This is a genomic window from Sutcliffiella rhizosphaerae, assembly GCF_917563925.1.
In the GTDB taxonomy this organism is placed as follows: Bacteria; Bacillota; Bacilli; order Bacillales; family Bacillaceae_I; genus Sutcliffiella_A; species Sutcliffiella_A rhizosphaerae.
Genome location: NZ_CAKJTJ010000004.1, coordinates 165,203 through 184,425, shown reverse-complemented (window position 1 = coordinate 184,425; position 19,223 = coordinate 165,203). Strand labels below are relative to the sequence as shown.

Genomic DNA, 19,223 nt, shown 5'->3' with positions numbered 1-19,223 from the left:
CTCTTATGAATTCAAAGAAGAAAGAGTACACGTTATTTTATGACGTGATTTGGGAGTTGTGCTAATGGGGCGAGGGGTCTGGAGGTGATCCTTCCTCTATTAAAAATATTTATTGTAATGCCAAGGTGTGCAACATGAATAAAAGGGAATTAAGTGCTTGTAAACAGCAAAATGAGAAATTCGGGAATTCAAAAGAAAATTGAGTGCCCGGAAAATAGCAAAATGAAAAAAGCGGGCACTCAAATGAAAATTAAGTGCCCGGAAAACAGCAAAGTGAGAAACTCGGGTACTTAAAGGAAATTAAGTGCCCGAAAAACAGCAAAACGAGAAATTCGGGCACTCAAAAAAGAAAATAACCCCCAGGCAATAAAGCTTTTGTAACTATTAAATATGGACGTCCCCTTTTTAATGACCGCGAACTCTCCTTCCGAATCACAATCCACTTGCACAATGTTTAAAGGTGTGTATATAATGTGTATATGTTATATATACAATATATACACACCCATTGAAAAAGAGGGATAAGAATGCGAATAATAATTTCTAATAGTTCCAAGGAGCCGATATATGAGCAGATCACCACTCAGGTTAAAACGGCTATTTTAGCAGGTGATCTTCAGGAGGGAACGGCTTTGCCTTCGATACGTCAGCTTGCTAAGGATTTACAGATCAGTGTGATAACAACAAAGCGTGCCTATGAGGAACTGGAGAAAGCAGGGTTTATTTATTCCATCGTTGGTAAAGGGTCTTTTGTCGCAGAGCAGAATTTAGAGGTCATCAGGGAAAAGAAACTCAAAGTGATTGAAGAGCAATTGAGTGCGGTCATCGCAAACAGCAGAGAGATCGGGCTAACCTTTGATGAATTGCAAGAGCTAATGACAATACTGTATGAGGAGTGAAAATATGGAGCATGTAGTAGAATTAAAAGATGTAACTAAAACATTTACGGGATTTTCTGTTAACAACATTAACCTAAAAGTGAAGCAAGGATACGTAACCGGTTTTATTGGGGCAAATGGTGCTGGTAAATCTACGACCATTAAAATGATGATGAATTTACTACGACCAGATAGTGGAGAGGTAAAGCTTTTTGGATTAGATTACAAAACGCATGAGAAAAAAATTAAAGAGCAGATTGGCTTTGTTTACGATGGAAATGTTTTTTATGAAGGAATGAATCTGAAGGATATTAAGCGTATAGTTGGTCCTGCCTATAAACACTGGGACGATGCTACCTTCAATCAATATATAGAAAAATTTCAACTACCTCTTAACAAACCAATTAAAAGCTTTTCAAAAGGAATGCAAATGAAAGCTTCCTTAGCTCTTGCGCTGTCTCATGATGCCAAGCTTATTATCATGGATGAACCAACTGCAGGATTAGATCCTATTTTTCGAAGAGAGCTGCTAGACCTCTTGCAGGAGTTAATGCTTGATGGAAGTCGGACCATATTCTTTTCCACTCATATTACAACTGACTTAGATCGAATTGCCGACTATATCGCCTTTATTCAAGATGGGAAACTAGTATTTAATCAATCTATTCACGAAGTAGCTGATAACTATGCCATTGTAAAAGGTGGAAACGAGCTCCTTGACCGGGACACAGAAAAAGCATTTGTTCATATTCACCGATCCACCATAGGATTTAAGGCATTGACGAGTAATATTCAAGAAGTGAAACAAATGTTTGGTGAGGAAGTTGTCATTGAAAAGGCATCTCTTGAGGATATTATGTATTACATGAAAGGAAGTGGGAGCGTTGTTTAATTTAATCAGACGTGATGTAATCTTACAGAAAAAACTACTTTTAACGTTTGTTCCCTTTATTGCTTTTTTCATTTTTATGGATTCACATCCGGCGCTTATTTTCCTAGTATCAAGTATTTTCATTCCCTTTAACGCCTATGCCTATGATGAAAAAGCAGAGGTGAACATTCTTTTAAACTCCTTACCTTACACACGAAAAGAAATTATTGCTTCCCGTTATCTTGGGGCAGTTATCTATATGCTGTTAGCTATTGGAGTGACAAGCCTTGCCTTATCTATTTTCAACAAGCCTTTTAGCCTTATGGATATTGCCATTGGTGCAGGTCTTTTCTTAACGTTTGCAGCTTGTACGTTTCCGCTATTTTATATACTCAAGCCTGGTCATATCACGACCGTAGTTATTATTAGTTTTCTTCTTTTGGCTGCAGTTGGGCCAACCGTTGTGCAGTTTGCAACGGAACATTTATCAGCTGTTACTAACTTTATCCTAAGCTTATCCACACCAACATTATATACCTCAGTTACCATCGCCATAATGGCAGCCTATGCTATTTCTTGGTGCTTTACTACGGTATTATACGAGAGGAAAGTATTTTAAGATGGGTTGGGGGGACAGTCCCCTTGACCCACTTATTCTTTTAAACTAGTTGCCCAAATTAAGTTATAAAAAAGAGTCAACAAAATAATGAATAGTAAAGCTAAGCTTAGGGCGAAAAAGACTTGGTGAGAAGCGCCTGCAGCATATCTTAAAAGTGCTTCATTAGCAAATAGGAAAAGCATGAAAGATAGGTTTTGAATGGTAATTAACATATTCACTGCCATCCTATATTGTTTTTTCTTGTTCTTCTCTGTTAAATTTATGTAATTCAATTTTTGCGGGTTATGTGTCAACTTACCTAATAGCCACCACATGAAAAGACCTATAACGGGCATAAATAACAATAAATATTTAGAACCGTAATTATCTGGTTCCCCATTCGTAAAATGAATGGCTATGGTATTCGGAATGTCCTGCCAAAATACAAGAAAACTTACCATATGGAATCCTAACACCAACAACGAAAAGACCGTAAATAACCTCTTAATCTGTAATTCCCCCTTTTATTCGTTCAAAGTCCCTGTCCCCATAACCCCTTTTGCTAGTCTATTATAAAAACTCCTCAGATGCAGAAATCCTTCACTTTTTCAGACGAATCTACCGATGGTCTATGCAGGATGTTGCTTTTTTAAAATGTATCACCATTTTGCCAATGGGTCGAGGGGACTGTCCCTCTGATCCATTCATGATATAATTAGCCTAATTTACCAATTACAAAATAAGGAAAGGGAGATGTAAAATGTCCATTGCCATTATATACGGAGGAACACGCAAGGAAGGAAATACGGAAATCCTCACTAAGCATGCTATTCAAGGAATAGAGGTAGAAGAATTTTATTTGCGTGATTATAGAATTTTACCTATTGAGGATATGCGCCACGATGAGGATGGTTTTCAAGATAGAGGAGATGATTATGCTTCCACCATCAAACGAGTTTTGCAGCATGACACGCTCATCTTTGTCACACCAATCTATTGGTACAGTATGACTGGCACGATGAAGAACTTTGTTGATCGCTGGTCCCACTCCATGCGGGATGCTGCATTTCCCGACTTTAAAGCACAAATGGGAACCAAAGAAGCATACGTAATTGCCGTCGGAGGAGATGCGCCAGCTATCAAAGGACTTCCAATGGTGGAGCAATTTAAATATATCTTTGAATTCATGGGTGTGGAATTTAAAGGATACATCATTGGCAAGGGAAATAAACCTGGTGACATTTTAGAAGATAAGGTGGCACTCTTTCAAGCGGAACAGCTACGGAAGAAACTTTAATTGCAACTCGATTATCATAATCAAAAACTCAAAACCTAAAGGAGAATTTTATGACAGAATTCTGGGAAGAAAGCTTTATCGATAATCAAATGATGTGGGGATTGGAACCGACAGACTCAGCAATTATGACAAAAGACTTTTTTGTAGAAAAGAATGTGAAGAATGTCTTGATACCCGGAATTGGATACGGCAGGAATGCAAAGGTATTTTTAGATAACGGAATGAATGTGACGGGGATTGAGATATCAAAAACGGCAATTGACTTGGCACGAGAAAATGGGCTTGGTTTGAACATTCATCATGGTTCCGTAACAGACATGCCATTTGATGAAAATAAATATGATGGCATTTTCTGTTTTGCGCTCATTCATTTATTGGATAGCAAGGAGCGGAAAAAGCTAATAGAAGATTGCTATAACCAGTTAAAGCCAAACGGATATATGGTTTTCACCGCAATTTCCAAAAATGCCCCCATGTATGGAAAAGGAAGAGAACTGAGCAAAAATCGATATGAGACAATGAATGGAGTGAACATCTTCTTCTATGATGAACTCTCTGTGAAAGAAGAATTTGAAAAGTACGGCCTAGTAGATATTTCGGTGATTAAAGAGCCAGATAAAGATAATGAAAATAAACCGCCATTGGAGTTTACTGTTATCACCTGTAAAAAGGAATGAAATATCTAGAAGGTAAAAAGGGAGAAAAATTCATTCATGACTACATTACTCATGTTAATAGCGATTATGCTAATCGGGTATTTACTTATAATAATTGCTACGAAAAGAAAACCGTGGAAGTTCCTTTTCACCGTATTCATAATAGGAATTTCGGGATTATTCATAGAGCACTCGATGAAGAAGGTAATCTTATGGGAGATAAGTTATTTAATCGAGCTGAGGCGAGGTATGTGAATTGGTGGTAAAAAGGAATATAAGGAATTCAGCTAAAGCGATAATTCTGAAAGATAATCAGATTTTGCTCACCAAAAATAAAGATAACGATGGATACTTTTACCTTTTCCCTGGTGGTGGACAGGAGCATGGTGAAACAATTCGAGATACACTGTTGAGAGAGTGTATGGAAGAATTAGGGGAACAAGTGGAGGTTGGGGACCTTCTACATATTCGGGAGTACATAGGGAAAAATCATGAATTCGCCTCTTCCCATTATGATGCTCACCAAGTGGAATTTTACTTTGTCTGCAAACTTGAGGTGGAGGAAAATAATTCCTTACAGCCAAATAATCCTGATGATTATCAAGTAGGTGTGGAATGGATATCTATTTCGGAACTACAAGAATATAGAGTCTATCCTAAAGAGATTACAAAATTTATATCCATGTATGTGAAGAATGAAAAAGCTTCGGTTTATTTGGGAGATGTAAACTAGAGTGATTAGATTATTTACAAGGGGGATATTTAATGCTGGAAATTATTACGATCGTGGCAATTTGTATAATTAGCTATTATACTTCAAAGTTTCTTGTAAAATTAATTTCAAGGAAAATCACCTTTCAAAAAGGAGATGGACCGATATCTAATAACTATTTTTTAGCATTTGGAGTGCCCATTGTCACATTTATTGTGGCTGATATCGCAAAAAACTATTTTTCTGTTGATTATAACTTACTAGAATCTACTGCCATTATAGTACTAATACTAACCATCTTTTATGGGATTTTATTTTTAATTTTTGAACGTAAGTCAAAAGAATTCGCATTTTCGTTGCTCTTAGGATCCGTTTATTTATTAATTTCAGGAGCGGTCTTGTTAATAGCATATTGAAAAGTGGGTCGAGGGGACTGTCCCCTCGACCCACTTGCTTTTTTATGTCACGTCGTGATATAGTCGTATCATGACATATCTCACCGTGATGTAATTAGAAAGCTGAGGTTACTATATTGGAAATTGATAATGTGATAAAGAAGTACATACCAATGACAGAGACAGCATTTTATATTTTGCTGTCGTTAACCGAGCCGCGACATGGCTATGGGATTATAAAGCATGTGGAGGAAATTTCGAATGGTCGAATACGCTTAGGCTCTGGAACGATATATGGAACGTTGACGAAAATGCAGAAGGACGGGGTTATTACGGTATTTTCGGATGCGGAGCGGAAAACGGTGTATGAAATAACTGATAGCGGAAAGGCGTTAATTACTGCTGAAATTGAGAGACTGAAGGAGCTTCACGGGAATGCATTAAAGTACGAGGGGGAGTTTTTATGAAAACATGCTTCAGGCCGCTATGGAGCTATGACGTTCAGAAAACCGAGCAATGGTTTACTAAAAAGGCGAAAGAGGGCTTTCAACTTAGCGAGTTACATCGTTTCAAGCGAGGCTTTACCTTCAAAAACGAAGAACCAATGGATATTACCTATCGGATTGGATACGATAAAATTCAGAACGTGACCTTATCCCAAACAATGCGAAATGATGGCTGGGAAAAGGTTACGCAAAGTGGAAAGTGGTATGTCCTTGCAAATGAAAGACCGCTAGAAGAATTGCACACATCGACGAGTCGAGAAGGCATCATAAAACGAAACAATTATATTATGTACGCTTTTATTGCTCTACTCATCTACTTTACTTGCATACTAGTGATGAACGTATTTATTTTCTCCACAGTGTATTTCTCAGGAGGTTCGATTGAAAAGGTAGACAGTCCATACTGGTTCATCACCTATATCGGTTCGGCACTTGCGACAGCTTTATACTTATTCTTAATCTATTCTGTCTGGAAAATAAGGAAAACAAATAAAGCGTTATCTTCGGAAACTATGACCCCATACTCTGGTGAAAATGAACAAGAGAAGAAACATTATACAATTACAGAAGAAAAACAAATGAAGCAAGATGGTCTTCTCATCAAACGCAGAAAGTTTGGATGGATGTATTCTCCTGATAAACTAGAGGAATGGCTAGAACAAATGGCAGCAGAGGGAAATCGCCTTTACCGCGTAAATAAACTCGGCACCACGTTCTTTTTTCTAAAGGGAAAACCACAAAAAATCAAATACTGTGCAGACTATCAAAATCTCTCCAACGACAGCTATTTCGAGATTCACAGGCAGTCAGGATGGACGAAAGAATTTAACTCTGGTTCCGCATTACAAAAGTGGACTATCTGGAGCATGGAGTATGAAGATGATGAAACACCACTCATGTATAGCGACAAATCTCATCAAATGAAACACGCCAAGAAAATCGCTTTTTCCTATACAGTACTTTTCCTTCCGATGGTTCTTATGTATCTGTTCATTGCTAGCATGAACATAAGTTATGGGTTTCGGAGAGATGAGACGTGGACTCTAATTGATACCAATACGCTTATTGTTTTTCTTCGTTATTATTATGTTTGGAACATTTATTACGAAAATCTGGATGTATTACTTTAGATTGAGAAGAGCATAAGCAATAACGATTCCTGTGAAAAGTGGGTCGAGGGGACTGTCCCCTCGATTCACTTTTTTTACCACCTGCTTTTTTGTTTATAAAAATACCATTTAAGACCGTTTTTCGTTAAAATAAACATTATTGATTTGTACAAAGATTTTTGATTATAAATAATGAAGCGTGATATAAGTGTAAAATAATATAATTTAACTGTCAGTTGTATCTATAGAGAGGATTTGAGTTTGACATGAAAGAAAATTTTTGGCGTGATTTACCACGACCGTTTTTTGTACTAGCACCAATGGAAGATGTGACAGATGTCGTGTTTCGTCACGTAGTAAGTTCAGCCGGTCGACCTGATGTATTTTTCACCGAGTTCACAAATTCAGATAGCTATTGTCATCCAGAGGGCATGAAAAGTGTGCGTGGTCGTTTGACTTTTACAGAAGACGAGCAGCCGATGGTAGCACATATCTGGGGAGACAATCCCGAATATTTCCGCCAAATGAGTATTGGCATGGCAGAGCTGGGTTTTAAAGGGATCGATATAAATATGGGTTGTCCTGTACCGAATGTGGCATCAAGAGGAAAAGGGAGTGGCCTTATTCTTCGCCCAGACGTGGCGGCAGAACTTATTCAAGCAGCAAAAGCTGGCGGATTGCCTGTCAGCGTAAAAACACGACTTGGATTTCACGAAATCGATGAGTGGCAGGAGTGGTTAAGCCATATTCTAAAGCAGGATATTGCCAATCTATCCATCCATTTACGCACAAGAGATGAAATGAGCCAAGTAGATGCCCATTGGGAGCTCATTCCAGAAATCAAAGAATTACGTGACGGTATCGCCCCCGATACACTACTAACCATCAATGGCGATATTCCAGACCGTCAAGTGGGACTACAACTCGCCGAAAAATATGGAATTGATGGCGTGATGATCGGAAGAGGCATTTTCAAAAATCCTTTTGCATTTGAAAAAGAACCAAAGGAGCATAGTAGCAAAGAATACCTCGATCTCTTAAGATTGCAGCTAGATCTTCAAGATCAATATGCCGAAGAAGTACCACGTTCCATCTCAGGTCTCCATCGCTTTTTCAAAATTTACGTCAAAGGATTCCGTGGAGCTGGGGAATTGAGAAATCAATTGATGAATACGAAATCAACGGATGAGGTAAGGGCTTTGTTGGATGGATTTGAGATAGAATAAGGACTTAATAAAAATCCAAGTGAAAGAAGGTTGTTGATACATGGATGCAAATAAAAAATGGCTCTCCATACCTAAAGAAATAAGAAATAAGCTTAGAGAAAATGTTTTTTGTGGGCATTGCAAAGATGTCGTTACAATTGATAATTTTACAATTGAAGACCATCAATTTGGAATTGTTTTAAAAGGAAAATGCCAAAAATGTGGACATGACGTGGTGAGAGTTGTTGAGGACTAAATAGTTAATTTAAAGATCTAAAAGTATAAACTGTAATAAAAATTGAACCTCGTATTCGGAACCTTTTGAACGGTGGTTTGAGGTGGAGATACTTAATTGATCATATAAAAATTGCTCAGAAAATAAATTTCTGGGCATTTTTTCATATTTGTTATTTCGTACAATAATAGAAATTTTTATCTTTCTTCGTAAATGTTTATAATCATCCCACAATTTCTTTATTTGAGGAAATGACTCAAAATTTAAAGGCTTTGGTTTACTTGTTAATTCTCTTACAATTTCGATTAAATTTACTTTATCATCTGCAATGATTGTAATTATATTTAAAAGGTAAAACAAGAATATCTTGAATAAGTGGTCCTTTCTTTTCAAATATTTTAATGAATCATCAAAAAATTTTTAAATCCTTAAAATAGTACGAGTTTTTTAATAGTTTTAATAGAAAGAAAACCAACTCGATAAAAAAATCCTCGAGTTGGTTTTAACTATTATTCTATTATTCTATTATTCTATTCTTCCACTAAATAATGATATATATCATACTGCACAGGCTCTTCTAGAACTAAATTCATTGTTACAACAGGAAGATAGTTTCCTTTACCATCGGGCATTGTTTCATTCTTTGCACTTTCTAATGCAACTTCTACTTGACCGAGATAGTAAAAATCAGTCCCTTCACCATCATCTTTCTTAGTAAATAGATGAATTTCTGTTCCTGTATCCTTATGTGATAGGATCTTTTTAACTTCTTGTGAGTCTAATGATAAACGATTACGGGTAAACCACCTAAATAGTTCAGGTGCTAAAAATTCATCTCCGTAAGCTTGGCTAGATTCTACTTCATTTTTTTTATGGTAAGTGACAAATATTGGGCATGTGTTGTGTTTCACCCGGTATCCATAAATGGTAGAAGAATCATCGTGTGGCCAATTTAGTAACCTACATGCATCTCTTCGAGAATACTTTTCAAACAATGTTAGTGAGCGGGTATTATCGTACTTATCATTTTTTAGAAAGGCACATTTTACAATATCCTCTATATAACTCTTAAAATTCGTATCTCTTAAGCTCTTCTGAATTTCTTCATTAAATTGATAGCTACCATGAATAACTTCAACAATAGGCTTGTATTTATACTTTTTCACATCATTTTGTACATGAAATTTTAGTGAGAACATGTTTTCTACAGATTTGATAGTAGCTTCATTTACATATGTACCAAAATCTACTAATCTTTTATTAAAATCTTCTTTAGAAACCGAATGGTCTGAAAGTAACATTTCCATTAATAAAATTTCATGAATTCGTTTTCCATTTAAAAACTCTTTAGAAATCATCGTTAATACAGCTTCTTCATATTCAGTAATTGAAGCTATAGATTCTTTCATTTTTAATAAGAATTGATAGTAGTTACCAGAATAACCAACAACAACTTCTGGATCAATGGAGTTTTGCTGGATAAAGTCAAATAGATTAGGAATCCGTCCTAGACGATTTTTTATTTCGGTATATGTGTCACGTAATGTTTTTAAAGTAGAAAGATTTGTATTGTTAATAGCATCGAAAATTTTCTTTTTAGCTATCTCTTCAAAATTAATTGTTGATACCCCTTGGATATAATCAGTATTAACTGTTTTTCGGCGAATGTTATCTTTATTTAGTGTTTGATCACCTGAAAGAGCAATTGGAATTAGATAGTTATTTTTGTAGTTTCCGATAAAATCAATAATCGTTACATAGTCTTTACAATCGTGTTTACGTAAACCGCGTCCCAGCTGTTGAATAAAAATAATGCTAGATTGTGTTTGTCGCAGCATTACAATCTGATTTAAGAAAGGTATATCAATTCCTTCATTAAATATATCTACAGTTAAAATGTAATCAAATTCACCGGTGTCTAATTTGCGTATGGCTTCCTCACGTTCTTCTTGAGAATTGTCTCCAGTTAATCCAATTGTTTTTAAACCCTCATCATTAAAAGCATTAGAGAGATTACGAACTTCTTCTTTTGAACTACAAAACATTAATCCACGAACACGATCACCTGAGTAACCGTAGTAATTGATTTTATCTAGAATATGTTTGACACGCTCTGAAGAAACTAAATTTCGAAGTTCTGATGTTTCATCAATGATTTGTCCATTTTTTTCATAATCCAACACACCGAAGTAATGGAATGGGCAGAGCATATCTTCTTCTAAGGCTGCTTGTAGTCGAATTTCATATGCAATATTGTAATCAAACAGCTCAAATATATTAAAATTATCTGAACGTTCAGGTGTTGCAGTCATTCCTAGTAAAAACTTTGGAGTAAAGTAATTAATAATATTTAAGTAAGATTGAGCTCCTGCTTTATGTACTTCATCTATTAAAACATAATCAAATTGATCTTTAGTGAATTTTTGTAAGTAATTCTCCTTGGAGATAGTTTGGACAGTTGCAAATAGATATTTTGCCTGAGTATCTTTTGTGTTACCAGAGAGAATTCCATAATCATTTTCATGTCCGCCTAGAATCTTTCGATAGTCTTGCATTGCTTTCTTCAAGATTTACTCCCGATGAACAATAAAAAGCATCTTTTTAGGAGAAAAGTTTCTCACATCAAAGGCAGATAAAAATGTTTTCCCAGTACCTGTAGCAGAGATTATCAGACCTTTTTGTGCTCCTTTAACACGGAGCTTCTTTAATTGCTCTAAAGCATCTGTCTGCATTTTGTTTGGTTGAATCGTAAGGCTATCTGCTAATGCGTTCGTAAGATATTCAGTTTTTAGATCCAAAGTATTTGAACCAAAGCTTTTTACGAATGGTTGTATTTTATAATGTTGATTGTAATTGGCAATCCATTCTTCATTTAAGGGGAGAGCTTCACTCCATGCTTCTTCAAATTGATTTTTAAAATGGTTTATTATCTCTCCGCTTTCTAAAGAAGTTAGAAATACATTCCACTCGTAATTAGCCTTTAATGCGCTGTCAGTTAAATTTGAACTCCCAACAATTAAAGAGTAGTAATCTGCATGCTCAAAAATATAACCTTTAGAATGGAAGCCTCTTTCGCTAGTTAAACGAACTTCTACGTTATTCAATTTTAAAAGTTCTTGGAACATTTTAGGTTGATTAAAGTTTAGAAATGTTGAAGTTAAAATACGTCCTGTTATACCTTTTCTGTTTAAGTCATACAGTAACGTTTTTAAAGTTGCCAAACCACCTTCAGTAATAAAGGCAACAGAGAAAGTAAATGAAAGACAGGTTTTCATTTCTTGAAGTAATGTAGATAACACATTTTCTTGATGTTTATTGGTTAAAAGTTTTGGTTTAAATTGAGCAGATACTGGTCGACTCTGGTCAATAAATCCCTTATAAAGAGAACTTTCAATTTTTTTTATTAATTGCTGTTGCACCATTAAATTTCACATCATTTCATTCAGTTTTGAGCTTTTACTAGTTTCTCTATAGCTGGAATATCAGCAGGAGCAAAATTCATTTTTAATAGTTCTAGACGTGGAACCCATCTTGTTTCCGCATGCTCTAGAGCGATTGGTTGTCCGTTTGTTAATTTTGCTTCATATGTTTCAAGGCGAACAATTACCTTTTCGTATTCATAAGTTGTATCCTCTACTTTTGAACCCACTTGAATTTTACAAGCAAATTCTTCTTCAAACTCACGAACGAGCGCTTGTTCAGGAGATTCTCCTTTTTCTATTTTTCCACCTGGGAATTCCCAGTAATTAGCCAAGGACATATCTGGACTTCTTAATGCACAAAAAAACTCATCTTTTTCATTTTCAATAATTGCACCTACAACATTTACGGTCTTTTTCATAATAGAACCACCTTATTCCAATTTTTAGCTTGATTTTAGCTTATTTTAGAATAAGAAATAAGTAAAGAGGACATCTGCAAATTTACAGAAATAAGGAAGGGAATTGCTGTCTTTTGTCGAATTCCCTAACGTAAACAAGAAACTATAAGTCATTCCGTTTTTAAAAAATATAAAGGTTTACAATAGACAGCAAAAAATATCTATGGGACAGTGGATAAAATTAGTATCCATATACAAATAAGCAGAGGGAAATCGCATGAATCTAGAACAACTAAAAAACTCAATTAGCAACCTAACGATCTGGAAAAAAGGAAACCAAAGAGCCCCTCATAAGCCTTTATTATTATTATATGCGTTGGGCCAGTTGCAGAGGGGGAATCCAAGGTTTTTGCCATATGAGCAAGTAGGTCAGGATTTAAAGCAGTTGTTAGTAGATTTTGGGCCAATCAGAAAATCTTATCATCCCGAGGAGCCCTTTGTAAGGCTTTCAAGAGATGGAATCTGGGAGTTGGACAAGACTGTAAACCTGTCTAACCCGAATAATAGAAAGTTGCTCGAAGAAAGTGTTTCAGGAGGTTTTGTTCCTGAAGTTTTTAATAGTATCAAAGAAAATATGGATCATATTCCAGAGCTTGCTCAGATAATTCTTGATCAGCATTTTCCTGCTTCCATACATGATGATATTGTTAGTGCGGTCGGATTGGACTTCTCCTTTGTCTATACTAAAAGGAGAAAAAGAGACTCGAAATTTAGAGATAAGATTCTTAGGGCATATGGGTATAGTTGTGCTGTCTGTGGATTTAATGTCCGTTTGATGCATATTTTAGTAGGAGTGGAAGCTGCTCACATCAAATGGCATCAAGCAGGAGGGCCAGATGTGGAGGAGAATGGCATTGCACTATGCTCTCTGCACCATAAACTTTTTGATAGAGGGGTTTTTACAATCAATAATGATCGTCGAATGGTTGTTTCTCAGGATGCGCATGGGAATGGGTTTGATGAATGGCTGATGAGGTATCACGGGAATGAGCTAATGAATCCGATTGAGCCCAGTTACTATCCAAAGGATGACTTTATATACTGGCATGTTAAAGAAGTATTTAAAGGTCCGGAGAGATACTATAATATATAAACCATAGAGAAAATAAAAAATGTAATTCAGGAGGTACCCCCTGATGCCAACATACAACAAACTAGTCCGAGATAACATTCCGCAAATTATCCAAGCGACTGGGAAGAAGTATTCCATAGAAGTTTTATCTGATCAAGATTACAAAAAGTATCTTAAACAAAAAAGCTACGAAGAACTAGATGAGTATTGCGCTGCCCAATCCAGTGAGGAAGCAGTGGAAGAGCTTGCAGACCTATTAGAGGTGATTCACGCGCTAGCAAACTTTCATGGCTCTTCTATAGAAGAAGTGGAAAACATTCGCAAGGGAAAAGCAATCTCCCGTGGGGCTTTTGAGAAAAAGATTTTATTACTAGATGTAGAGGATTAAGTTTAATAGAAGGAGCCAAAAATAATGCAACCAATCGACCAATTATTAAAAACCTACGACCTAGAGCGCCACAAATCATCCATCATCGCTTCATTCCAAAGCTCTATTAAAATGAAAAAGATACAGCAGAATGACAATGATATTCCACTAGGTTCCTCTAAGATAGGTGGTTCACCAGATTTACCTGAAGAATGGGAGTTTCCAAGGAATAAAGAAAGTAATTTGACATTTATGCTCCAAGTCAATCTAAAGGACGCAAAACAGTTTGATAAAAACAACGTACTGCCTGACATCGGAATCTTATATCTGTTTTACGATGTAGAAGAGCAACCTTGGGGATTTGAGGATGAGGAAGGTTGTTTTACAGTCTTATATTATAACGGAGATTTCAGCAAGTTAAAGAGAAAAGATAATCCAATTAAAGGCGAATTTTCTTCATTACCATCTTTTAATATAGCGTTTGAATCGATGGTGAGTATTCCAGAGTATCTAGAAGATATCAACTTTTTAAATGAAGAGGAAGAAGAAAACTATTGGGAATTTCGTCAAGCATTGATGCAGCCGGAGGACGAGAACGGCATAATGGAGTCTGCACATTATATGCTGGGAGCACCGATGAACATTCAAAATGATGTGTTTGAAGAGCTTTTTGAAGATGGCGAAGACCCAGTTCTTTTATTCCAGATTGATTCAGACGAGGAGGAATTAGGCTTGATGTGGGGAGATAGCGGAATGCTATATTTCTGTATGGAAAAAGAGGATCTTTTAAAGAAACAGTTTGATAGAGTGGCTTTTACGTTGCAGTGTTATTGATAAAGGTAAGGATGCGGGGGAGGGATCTCTTGCATCCTTTTGTTCGAGAGGAGTGATAGTCATTGAAAGTATTTGTGTACGGCACATTACGGAACGGAGAAAAGAACGCAAGGATACTGAAACATGCTAGACTGCTAGCGGAACAGAGTTGGACAGATGATGGTAGTCTATATGACACAGGCTATGGCTATCCAGCTTTTGCTGCGGACAAATCAGGCACAGTTTACGGAGAGCTGTATGAGGTAAATGAAGAGGAACTAGTAAAACTTGACCTTTTAGAAGAGTACGAACAGGGGAGAGTTAACAATTTATACGAAAGAGTGACACAAACCATTCACACCGATAAAGGTTCTATATCGGCATATGTGTACATAGGGAGAAAAGATTTGTTCAAACGACGTATTCCAACTGGTGATTGGAAGGAATACATCATGATTAAGGAAATGCAAACAGTGCGATATTTTGCCTATGGAAGCTGTATGGATCTTAAACGAATCAATGAGGCAGGCGTTGGAGGATACTTCCGAAAAATAGTTGGTGTAGGTGTGTTGGACAATTACTCATTAAAATTTACTAGAAAATCCCCAACAGATAATTTGGGGCGCGCGGACATTGTCGAGGATGGAAATGGAGCGGTAGAAGGGAAAGTATACGAAATTCCTGTTTCTGTAGTTGAAAAATACTTGTATGTAAGAGAAGGAGTGCCATTTGCGTATAGACCCACTTTTGTTTCCATCTCCATGAATGGTCAACATATAGTAGCATTAACTTTTGTTGTAAAAAATAAAGATCCTGAAACTCCACCACCTATTGAGTATGAAGTAGAAATTTTCCGTGGAGCAGAAGGTTTTTTATCGGAGGATTACTTGCAGAAGGTAAAGAAACAAATTGACGTATTAAGGAATCATGAACCACTCGGCATATAAGAATCGTAAAAGTCAGCTAACGGCTATAGCTGACTTTTTTAGAATAAAGAAGAACCGAAATTTTTATTTTCCGTCTAATAAGTACAATCATTTATTGAAAGAAAGGAGGACAACAATGAATGGTATTCATCCCGTTGGAAATGGAGAGGAAGATTTTTATATAGAATTAATGGATAAATACGGAGAAGAACTGGCGAGGCTTTCTTACACATATGTGAAAGATTATCAAATTGCTGAGGATATTGTACAGGATGTCTTCATGAAATTATATATGAATAAGGATAAATTTCGCGGAGAATCCAGTTACAAAACGTACCTATTTCGAATCACCATAAATTGTTGTTATGACTACCTAAGAAGTGCAGCTTATAAAAAGAGTAAATTACTAACCACACTTACCAATATGTTTAAAGGCGCGGAGCACACGGAGGATTTGATAATTAAAAAGACGGAGAATTACATGGTTGGTCAAGAAATATTGTCGCTCCCTCTTAAAGATCGAGAAATCATTATTTTATATTATTATAAAGATTTGTCCATGGTAGAAATTGCCGACCTATTTAACATATCCTTAAACACCGTGAAATCTCGTCTTTTTCGGGCTAGAACCAAACTCAAAGATAAACTGAAAGGAGAGAACTTCAATGAGTCGAAATAAGTGGAAGTCAGGTGTGGATGATTATATCGGCCCAGAACCAATACTATCTCCTGAAAAAAAAGCAATCATTCTTTCCCGTATACGCCAAAAAGAAAAAATGTCAGTTAGAAAGCCAATAGCCCTGTATGGAATTGGACTTACAGCAGCCCTAATCGCGATGATATTTCTTGCCTTTCAATTACAAACCAATGATGGTGATCTTCTATCAGCCCCAGAGGATGTCAATGGTGCTCTCCAGGAGGAACTAGATGCACTAAATGAAGAAAACCAAGCTTTAAGAGAAAACCTCGAGAGAATGAGCTTAGATTTGCAAACATTTGAACACACTGCTAGGGGCATTATATCCCTATTAGGAAGTGAAGATTTTGATGAATTGAAGGAACGATATAATGTGGAATATAACGTAAAAGACGACAGAATTGAGTTTGAAGGGTACGAGGGGTTTGAGATAAATAATCCCACAAATATAATCAATTACCCAATGCGTTTTATTTACATTGATTATTCTGGTGATGAAATAAAAGTTAATTATTATTTTTACAATAGAACACCTGGCGAAGAAGGGAAATTCTCTATCATATTTGGATTTAACAACGACCGGACCATAAAATATATGGTAAGTGGGGATTGATTCTTCTCCGTCATATGAAAGGAGTAAAACTATGAAAAACCTAGGGTTAATTCTGTTATTGGTCGTTTTACTTAGCGGATGCACTAACAATGAGGTTAGTAGCCCAGAAGTTAATCAGGATCAAAAATCAATTGAGATAGAAAAAGAGATTGAGAAGATGAAAAGTGAGAATGCATTCTTAAAAGAAAAGATAGAAAATTTTAGTGGTGACGTTCAGAATTTAGATCATAAATCAAGAAATATCATAGAACTATTAACAGAGGGGAAATTTGATAAGGTGAAAACGGACTTCGGTACAGACGTTGAACTGACTGAGGATAATATATTCGTCTTTACTGATCATGAAGAACCTTCTTATATTAATGCAGATTTGGCCTCTCTTCCAATGTATTTTATCTATTATAACCCCCAACCGAATAGTTTTGATATTGGTTATCATGTATATGGTGGTGAAGAGGGGCAGGAGTTTAAAAGAACCATTAGTTTCCTTTACGACTTAGATTTCAACTTGGAATCTATTTTTTCAGGGGAATAATGGACACATACAAAAGACCACGGAGAATATACCGTGGTCTTTCCTTATTGAAGTGGAAGAAATGACACACTCCAGCTACCATCTTCTTCTTTTAACATTTGAAACCCCCACTGCTGTCCATAAGTGTTCGTATAGCTTATATAACCACTATCCCCATTATCATGAAAGATTCCATCCTGTATGCCGAAGAAGGTATCTCTTATTTGCTCAGGCGATGAATGTTCCCACTCAGTTAGATATTCCTCCCTATCAACTTGCATAACATCTTCCCTGTCAGTGTGAAGTTCATAACTAAGTTCCAATTCTTCATCTAGTGAAGCCTGCACGTAGATTTTTGCAATGCTTATAGGGGAAAGGTCTTTCAGATGTTGTTTATTGAATTCCTCTTTTAAAAGCTCATAAACTTGCCATTCCTCCTCAGTCAGCTCAAAATTCACAGCGTTTTGATTTGCTTCTTCAAGGATGGTACTTCCACTTCTTGGATATTGAGTAGAAATGGAATAAATAGATGCCCCTTTGTTGTTTAATCCTTTTATATCGAACATTTCATCAGGACTTACATCGGCAAATACAAACCAATATTTTTCCTCACTTTTTGAAGTGATGATCTCTGCTTCCTCATCGTTAACAAATACTGCCATAATACTTGGATTAAGGATTTTCCCAAAAACTAAAGGAAATGGAGATTCTTCGCTTGAAGGAATTATTAGTTGGTGACTGAGGTCATCTTTTTCTAAGAAAGTGTGACTACCACCTTCCATGGACTCATCCCAACCATCCTCTGTTTTTTTAATAAACATGGCATTTAATTCTTCAATATTTATATCATTTTTTATCATATGGGTGTAATAAACAACCACACCTGTATCTACTTCTTGTACATGGAGAATTTCATGATATTGATATGGGGCAAGGATTTCCTCCAGCCTTTCGGGAGGGATTGTATTTGATGCTACACTTTCTCCCTTTAAGTCAAAGTTATATATAATGGTTGGAATCAGTATAAGTAAAAATAGTAGTGCTGCCGAGGCATATGCAACATAATACCTAACTGGAGTGGAAGCTTTTTTTATGACTGGCGGAGTCTCCATTCTATGATTGATTGTCTGTAGAGCTTTGTTTCGGTCCTTTTCATTCATCACTACTTTTTGATTTAAGGATTGGAAGTTTCGTTCATTCAAGTGATTAGATTGCTTCATATTTGAATCCCTCCTTCTCCAATTCTTTACGCAAAACCTTCAGTGCCCTGAATAAATCAACTTTGACTTTTGCCTCAGAGCAATCTAGAATTTCTGCAGTCTCACCAATCGAAAACTCTTTTATTTTTCGTAAAATAATGACATCCCTGAATGAAGGCTTGATCTTACTTAATGCTAAATACAACTGTTTTTCAGATTCATTAAAAATAGCAATATCTTCGGCTGATCTCTCTGAATTATTCATTCCAAAAGGAAGAAAACTTAAATAGTTTGCTAGCGTTATATTCTTTCTTATGTAATCAATGGTTAGATTTCTTGCGATCCTGAACAACCAACTTTTCTCCCTACCACCCTCAAATTTTTCCAAATTGTTATAAGCACGGATGAAAGTATCCTGCACTATATCTAAAGCCTGTTCCCGATCGCCGATCATAAAAAAGGCATAATTGAACACATCATTGCTATAAACCTCATACCAGCTATTTATCCGCTGTTTCCTAGAATGTTGCTCCATTCACCCACCCCTCTCTTTCTTTTTACTATTACAACGAGTGACAGTAGGAAAAGTTACAAATATTAAAAATTACTTTAAAGCCCCAAAATTAAGAAGTCCTTTTTATCTATACTCTCACACATATTTATTTTCAATTTCCATGACT

23 protein-coding genes and 1 pseudogene are annotated in these 19,223 nt (G+C 36.1%); 19 read left to right on the top strand and 5 right to left on the bottom strand.

All coding sequences use genetic code 11. From position 1 onward, the window contains the following. The first annotated feature begins 527 nt into the window (after positions 1-527). From LRP81_RS05775 to LRP81_RS05765, 3 genes are read left to right on the top strand one after another with little or no spacing between them, the layout of a single operon-like run. Positions 528-899, top strand: a complete 372-nt coding sequence (locus LRP81_RS05775) for a GntR family transcriptional regulator (RefSeq protein ID WP_230500312.1) — start codon at positions 528-530, stop codon at positions 897-899. A 4-nt stretch (positions 900-903) separates the two neighbouring features. Further along, positions 904-1,770, top strand: coding sequence for an ABC transporter ATP-binding protein (locus tag LRP81_RS05770; RefSeq protein ID WP_230500311.1), 867 nt, complete (start codon positions 904-906; stop codon positions 1,768-1,770). Continuing rightward, positions 1,763-2,368 carry an ABC-2 transporter permease gene (locus LRP81_RS05765; RefSeq protein ID WP_230500310.1) on the top strand — a complete coding sequence of 202 codons (606 nt, stop codon included), beginning with the start codon at positions 1,763-1,765 and terminating at the stop codon, positions 2,366-2,368. The genes LRP81_RS05770 and LRP81_RS05765 overlap by 8 nt, the downstream gene beginning before the upstream one ends. Before the next feature lie 32 nt (positions 2,369-2,400). Here LRP81_RS05765 and LRP81_RS05760 read toward each other — a convergent pair whose 3' ends face one another. Next, complete coding sequence (locus LRP81_RS05760; protein ID WP_230500309.1) at positions 2,401-2,808, bottom strand: SdpI family protein; 408 nt, start codon at positions 2,806-2,808, stop codon at positions 2,401-2,403. A 299-nt stretch (positions 2,809-3,107) separates the two neighbouring features. Here LRP81_RS05760 and LRP81_RS05755 point away from each other — a divergent pair, with 299 nt between their 5' ends. The 9 genes from LRP81_RS05755 to LRP81_RS05715 all read left to right on the top strand — a co-directional run bounded on the left by LRP81_RS05755 (position 3,108) and on the right by LRP81_RS05715 (position 8,483). Next, positions 3,108-3,644, top strand: coding sequence for a flavodoxin family protein (locus LRP81_RS05755; RefSeq protein WP_230500308.1), 537 nt, complete (start codon positions 3,108-3,110; stop codon positions 3,642-3,644). Between the two features lie 50 nt (positions 3,645-3,694). Beyond that, the gene (locus LRP81_RS05750; RefSeq protein ID WP_230500307.1) at positions 3,695-4,321 is read left to right on the top strand and encodes a class I SAM-dependent methyltransferase; all 627 of its coding nucleotides are present in this window, start codon (positions 3,695-3,697) and stop codon (positions 4,319-4,321) included. After that, positions 4,318-4,566 (top strand): hypothetical protein, encoded by a 249-nt coding sequence (locus LRP81_RS05745; protein WP_230500306.1) that lies wholly within the window; start codon positions 4,318-4,320, stop codon positions 4,564-4,566. Before LRP81_RS05750 ends, LRP81_RS05745 begins: the two co-directional genes overlap by 4 nt. Then, complete coding sequence (locus LRP81_RS05740) at positions 4,557-5,033, top strand: NUDIX domain-containing protein (protein ID WP_230500305.1); 477 nt, start codon at positions 4,557-4,559, stop codon at positions 5,031-5,033. Before LRP81_RS05745 ends, LRP81_RS05740 begins: the two co-directional genes overlap by 10 nt. A gap of 32 nt (positions 5,034-5,065) precedes the next feature. Beyond that, complete coding sequence (locus tag LRP81_RS05735) at positions 5,066-5,428, top strand: hypothetical protein (RefSeq protein WP_230500304.1); 363 nt, start codon at positions 5,066-5,068, stop codon at positions 5,426-5,428. A gap of 152 nt (positions 5,429-5,580) precedes the next feature. Beyond that, positions 5,581-5,874: a PadR family transcriptional regulator gene (locus LRP81_RS05730; RefSeq protein ID WP_399207139.1), complete on the top strand. Its 294-nt coding sequence runs from the start codon at positions 5,581-5,583 to the stop codon at positions 5,872-5,874. Beyond that, positions 5,871-7,043, top strand: coding sequence for a DUF2812 domain-containing protein (locus LRP81_RS05725; protein ID WP_230500302.1), 1,173 nt, complete (start codon positions 5,871-5,873; stop codon positions 7,041-7,043). The genes LRP81_RS05730 and LRP81_RS05725 overlap by 4 nt, the downstream gene beginning before the upstream one ends. A gap of 245 nt (positions 7,044-7,288) precedes the next feature. Continuing rightward, a complete protein-coding gene (locus LRP81_RS05720; RefSeq protein WP_230500301.1) occupies positions 7,289-8,248 on the top strand; it encodes a tRNA dihydrouridine synthase in 960 nt (319 codons plus the stop codon). Positions 8,249-8,288: 40 nt separating this feature from the next. Next, positions 8,289-8,483, top strand: coding sequence for a hypothetical protein (locus LRP81_RS05715; RefSeq protein ID WP_230500300.1), 195 nt, complete (start codon positions 8,289-8,291; stop codon positions 8,481-8,483). Positions 8,484-8,992: 509 nt separating this feature from the next. Here the strand turns inward: LRP81_RS05715 and LRP81_RS05710 are convergent. After that, positions 8,993-11,884, bottom strand: a pseudogene (locus LRP81_RS05710) (DUF3427 domain-containing protein). 20 nt (positions 11,885-11,904) lie between these two features. After that, a complete protein-coding gene (gene mutT, locus LRP81_RS05705) occupies positions 11,905-12,303 on the bottom strand; it encodes an 8-oxo-dGTP diphosphatase MutT (RefSeq protein WP_230500299.1) in 399 nt (132 codons plus the stop codon). Positions 12,304-12,559: 256 nt separating this feature from the next. Between mutT and LRP81_RS05700 the strand changes: the two genes are divergently transcribed. The 7 genes from LRP81_RS05700 to LRP81_RS05670 all read left to right on the top strand — a co-directional run bounded on the left by LRP81_RS05700 (position 12,560) and on the right by LRP81_RS05670 (position 17,365). Then, a complete protein-coding gene (locus LRP81_RS05700; protein WP_230500298.1) occupies positions 12,560-13,435 on the top strand; it encodes a phosphorothioated DNA-binding restriction endonuclease in 876 nt (291 codons plus the stop codon). A 43-nt stretch (positions 13,436-13,478) separates the two neighbouring features. Then, the gene (locus tag LRP81_RS05695) at positions 13,479-13,802 is read left to right on the top strand and encodes a nucleoside triphosphate pyrophosphohydrolase (RefSeq protein WP_230500297.1); all 324 of its coding nucleotides are present in this window, start codon (positions 13,479-13,481) and stop codon (positions 13,800-13,802) included. Between the two features lie 24 nt (positions 13,803-13,826). Beyond that, positions 13,827-14,615, top strand: a complete 789-nt coding sequence (locus tag LRP81_RS05690) for a YwqG family protein (protein WP_230500296.1) — start codon at positions 13,827-13,829, stop codon at positions 14,613-14,615. A gap of 62 nt (positions 14,616-14,677) precedes the next feature. Further along, positions 14,678-15,541: a gamma-glutamylcyclotransferase gene (locus LRP81_RS05685; RefSeq protein ID WP_230500295.1), complete on the top strand. Its 864-nt coding sequence runs from the start codon at positions 14,678-14,680 to the stop codon at positions 15,539-15,541. Positions 15,542-15,656: 115 nt separating this feature from the next. After that, positions 15,657-16,199, top strand: a complete 543-nt coding sequence (locus LRP81_RS05680; protein WP_230500294.1) for an RNA polymerase sigma factor — start codon at positions 15,657-15,659, stop codon at positions 16,197-16,199. After that, positions 16,186-16,830: a hypothetical protein gene (locus LRP81_RS05675; protein WP_230500293.1), complete on the top strand. Its 645-nt coding sequence runs from the start codon at positions 16,186-16,188 to the stop codon at positions 16,828-16,830. Before LRP81_RS05680 ends, LRP81_RS05675 begins: the two co-directional genes overlap by 14 nt. Positions 16,831-16,861: 31 nt before the next feature. After that, complete coding sequence (locus LRP81_RS05670) at positions 16,862-17,365, top strand: hypothetical protein (RefSeq protein ID WP_230500292.1); 504 nt, start codon at positions 16,862-16,864, stop codon at positions 17,363-17,365. A gap of 44 nt (positions 17,366-17,409) precedes the next feature. On the opposite strand, the gene LRP81_RS05665 is transcribed toward LRP81_RS05670, so the two are convergent. Next, on the bottom strand, positions 17,410-18,564 hold the full coding sequence (locus tag LRP81_RS05665) for a hypothetical protein (protein WP_230500291.1): 1,155 nt from the start codon (positions 18,562-18,564) through the stop codon (positions 17,410-17,412). After that, entirely contained in the window at positions 18,551-19,078 is a 528-nt protein-coding gene (locus tag LRP81_RS05660) for an RNA polymerase sigma factor (protein WP_230500290.1), read from the bottom strand. Before LRP81_RS05660 ends, LRP81_RS05665 begins: the two co-directional genes overlap by 14 nt. Between the last annotated feature and the right edge of the window lie 145 nt (positions 19,079-19,223).

Bases quoted from the DNA above. Each gene is read 5' to 3' on its own strand.
- LRP81_RS05775 (WP_230500312.1), top strand. From the start codon at position 528: ATGCGAATAATAATTTCTAATAGTTCCAAGGAGCCGATATATGAGCAG.
- LRP81_RS05770 (WP_230500311.1), top strand. From the start codon at position 904: ATGGAGCATGTAGTAGAATTAAAAGATGTAACTAAAACATTTACGGGA.
- LRP81_RS05760 (WP_230500309.1), bottom strand. From the start codon at position 2,808: ATGGTAAGTTTTCTTGTATTTTGGCAGGACATTCCGAATACCATAGCC.
- LRP81_RS05755 (WP_230500308.1), top strand. From the start codon at position 3,108: ATGTCCATTGCCATTATATACGGAGGAACACGCAAGGAAGGAAATACG.
- LRP81_RS05750 (WP_230500307.1), top strand. From the start codon at position 3,695: ATGACAGAATTCTGGGAAGAAAGCTTTATCGATAATCAAATGATGTGG.
- LRP81_RS05745 (WP_230500306.1), top strand. From the start codon at position 4,318: ATGAAATATCTAGAAGGTAAAAAGGGAGAAAAATTCATTCATGACTAC.
- LRP81_RS05735 (WP_230500304.1), top strand. From the start codon at position 5,066: ATGCTGGAAATTATTACGATCGTGGCAATTTGTATAATTAGCTATTAT.
- LRP81_RS05730 (WP_399207139.1), top strand. From the start codon at position 5,581: ATGACAGAGACAGCATTTTATATTTTGCTGTCGTTAACCGAGCCGCGA.
- LRP81_RS05725 (WP_230500302.1), top strand. From the start codon at position 5,871: ATGAAAACATGCTTCAGGCCGCTATGGAGCTATGACGTTCAGAAAACC.
- LRP81_RS05720 (WP_230500301.1), top strand. From the start codon at position 7,289: ATGAAAGAAAATTTTTGGCGTGATTTACCACGACCGTTTTTTGTACTA.
- LRP81_RS05715 (WP_230500300.1), top strand. From the start codon at position 8,289: ATGGATGCAAATAAAAAATGGCTCTCCATACCTAAAGAAATAAGAAAT.
- mutT (WP_230500299.1), bottom strand. From the start codon at position 12,303: ATGAAAAAGACCGTAAATGTTGTAGGTGCAATTATTGAAAATGAAAAA.
- LRP81_RS05700 (WP_230500298.1), top strand. From the start codon at position 12,560: ATGAATCTAGAACAACTAAAAAACTCAATTAGCAACCTAACGATCTGG.
- LRP81_RS05695 (WP_230500297.1), top strand. From the start codon at position 13,479: ATGCCAACATACAACAAACTAGTCCGAGATAACATTCCGCAAATTATC.
- LRP81_RS05690 (WP_230500296.1), top strand. From the start codon at position 13,827: ATGCAACCAATCGACCAATTATTAAAAACCTACGACCTAGAGCGCCAC.
- LRP81_RS05680 (WP_230500294.1), top strand. From the start codon at position 15,657: ATGAATGGTATTCATCCCGTTGGAAATGGAGAGGAAGATTTTTATATA.
- LRP81_RS05675 (WP_230500293.1), top strand. From the start codon at position 16,186: ATGAGTCGAAATAAGTGGAAGTCAGGTGTGGATGATTATATCGGCCCA.
- LRP81_RS05670 (WP_230500292.1), top strand. From the start codon at position 16,862: ATGAAAAACCTAGGGTTAATTCTGTTATTGGTCGTTTTACTTAGCGGA.
- LRP81_RS05665 (WP_230500291.1), bottom strand. From the start codon at position 18,564: ATGAAGCAATCTAATCACTTGAATGAACGAAACTTCCAATCCTTAAAT.
- LRP81_RS05660 (WP_230500290.1), bottom strand. From the start codon at position 19,078: ATGGAGCAACATTCTAGGAAACAGCGGATAAATAGCTGGTATGAGGTT.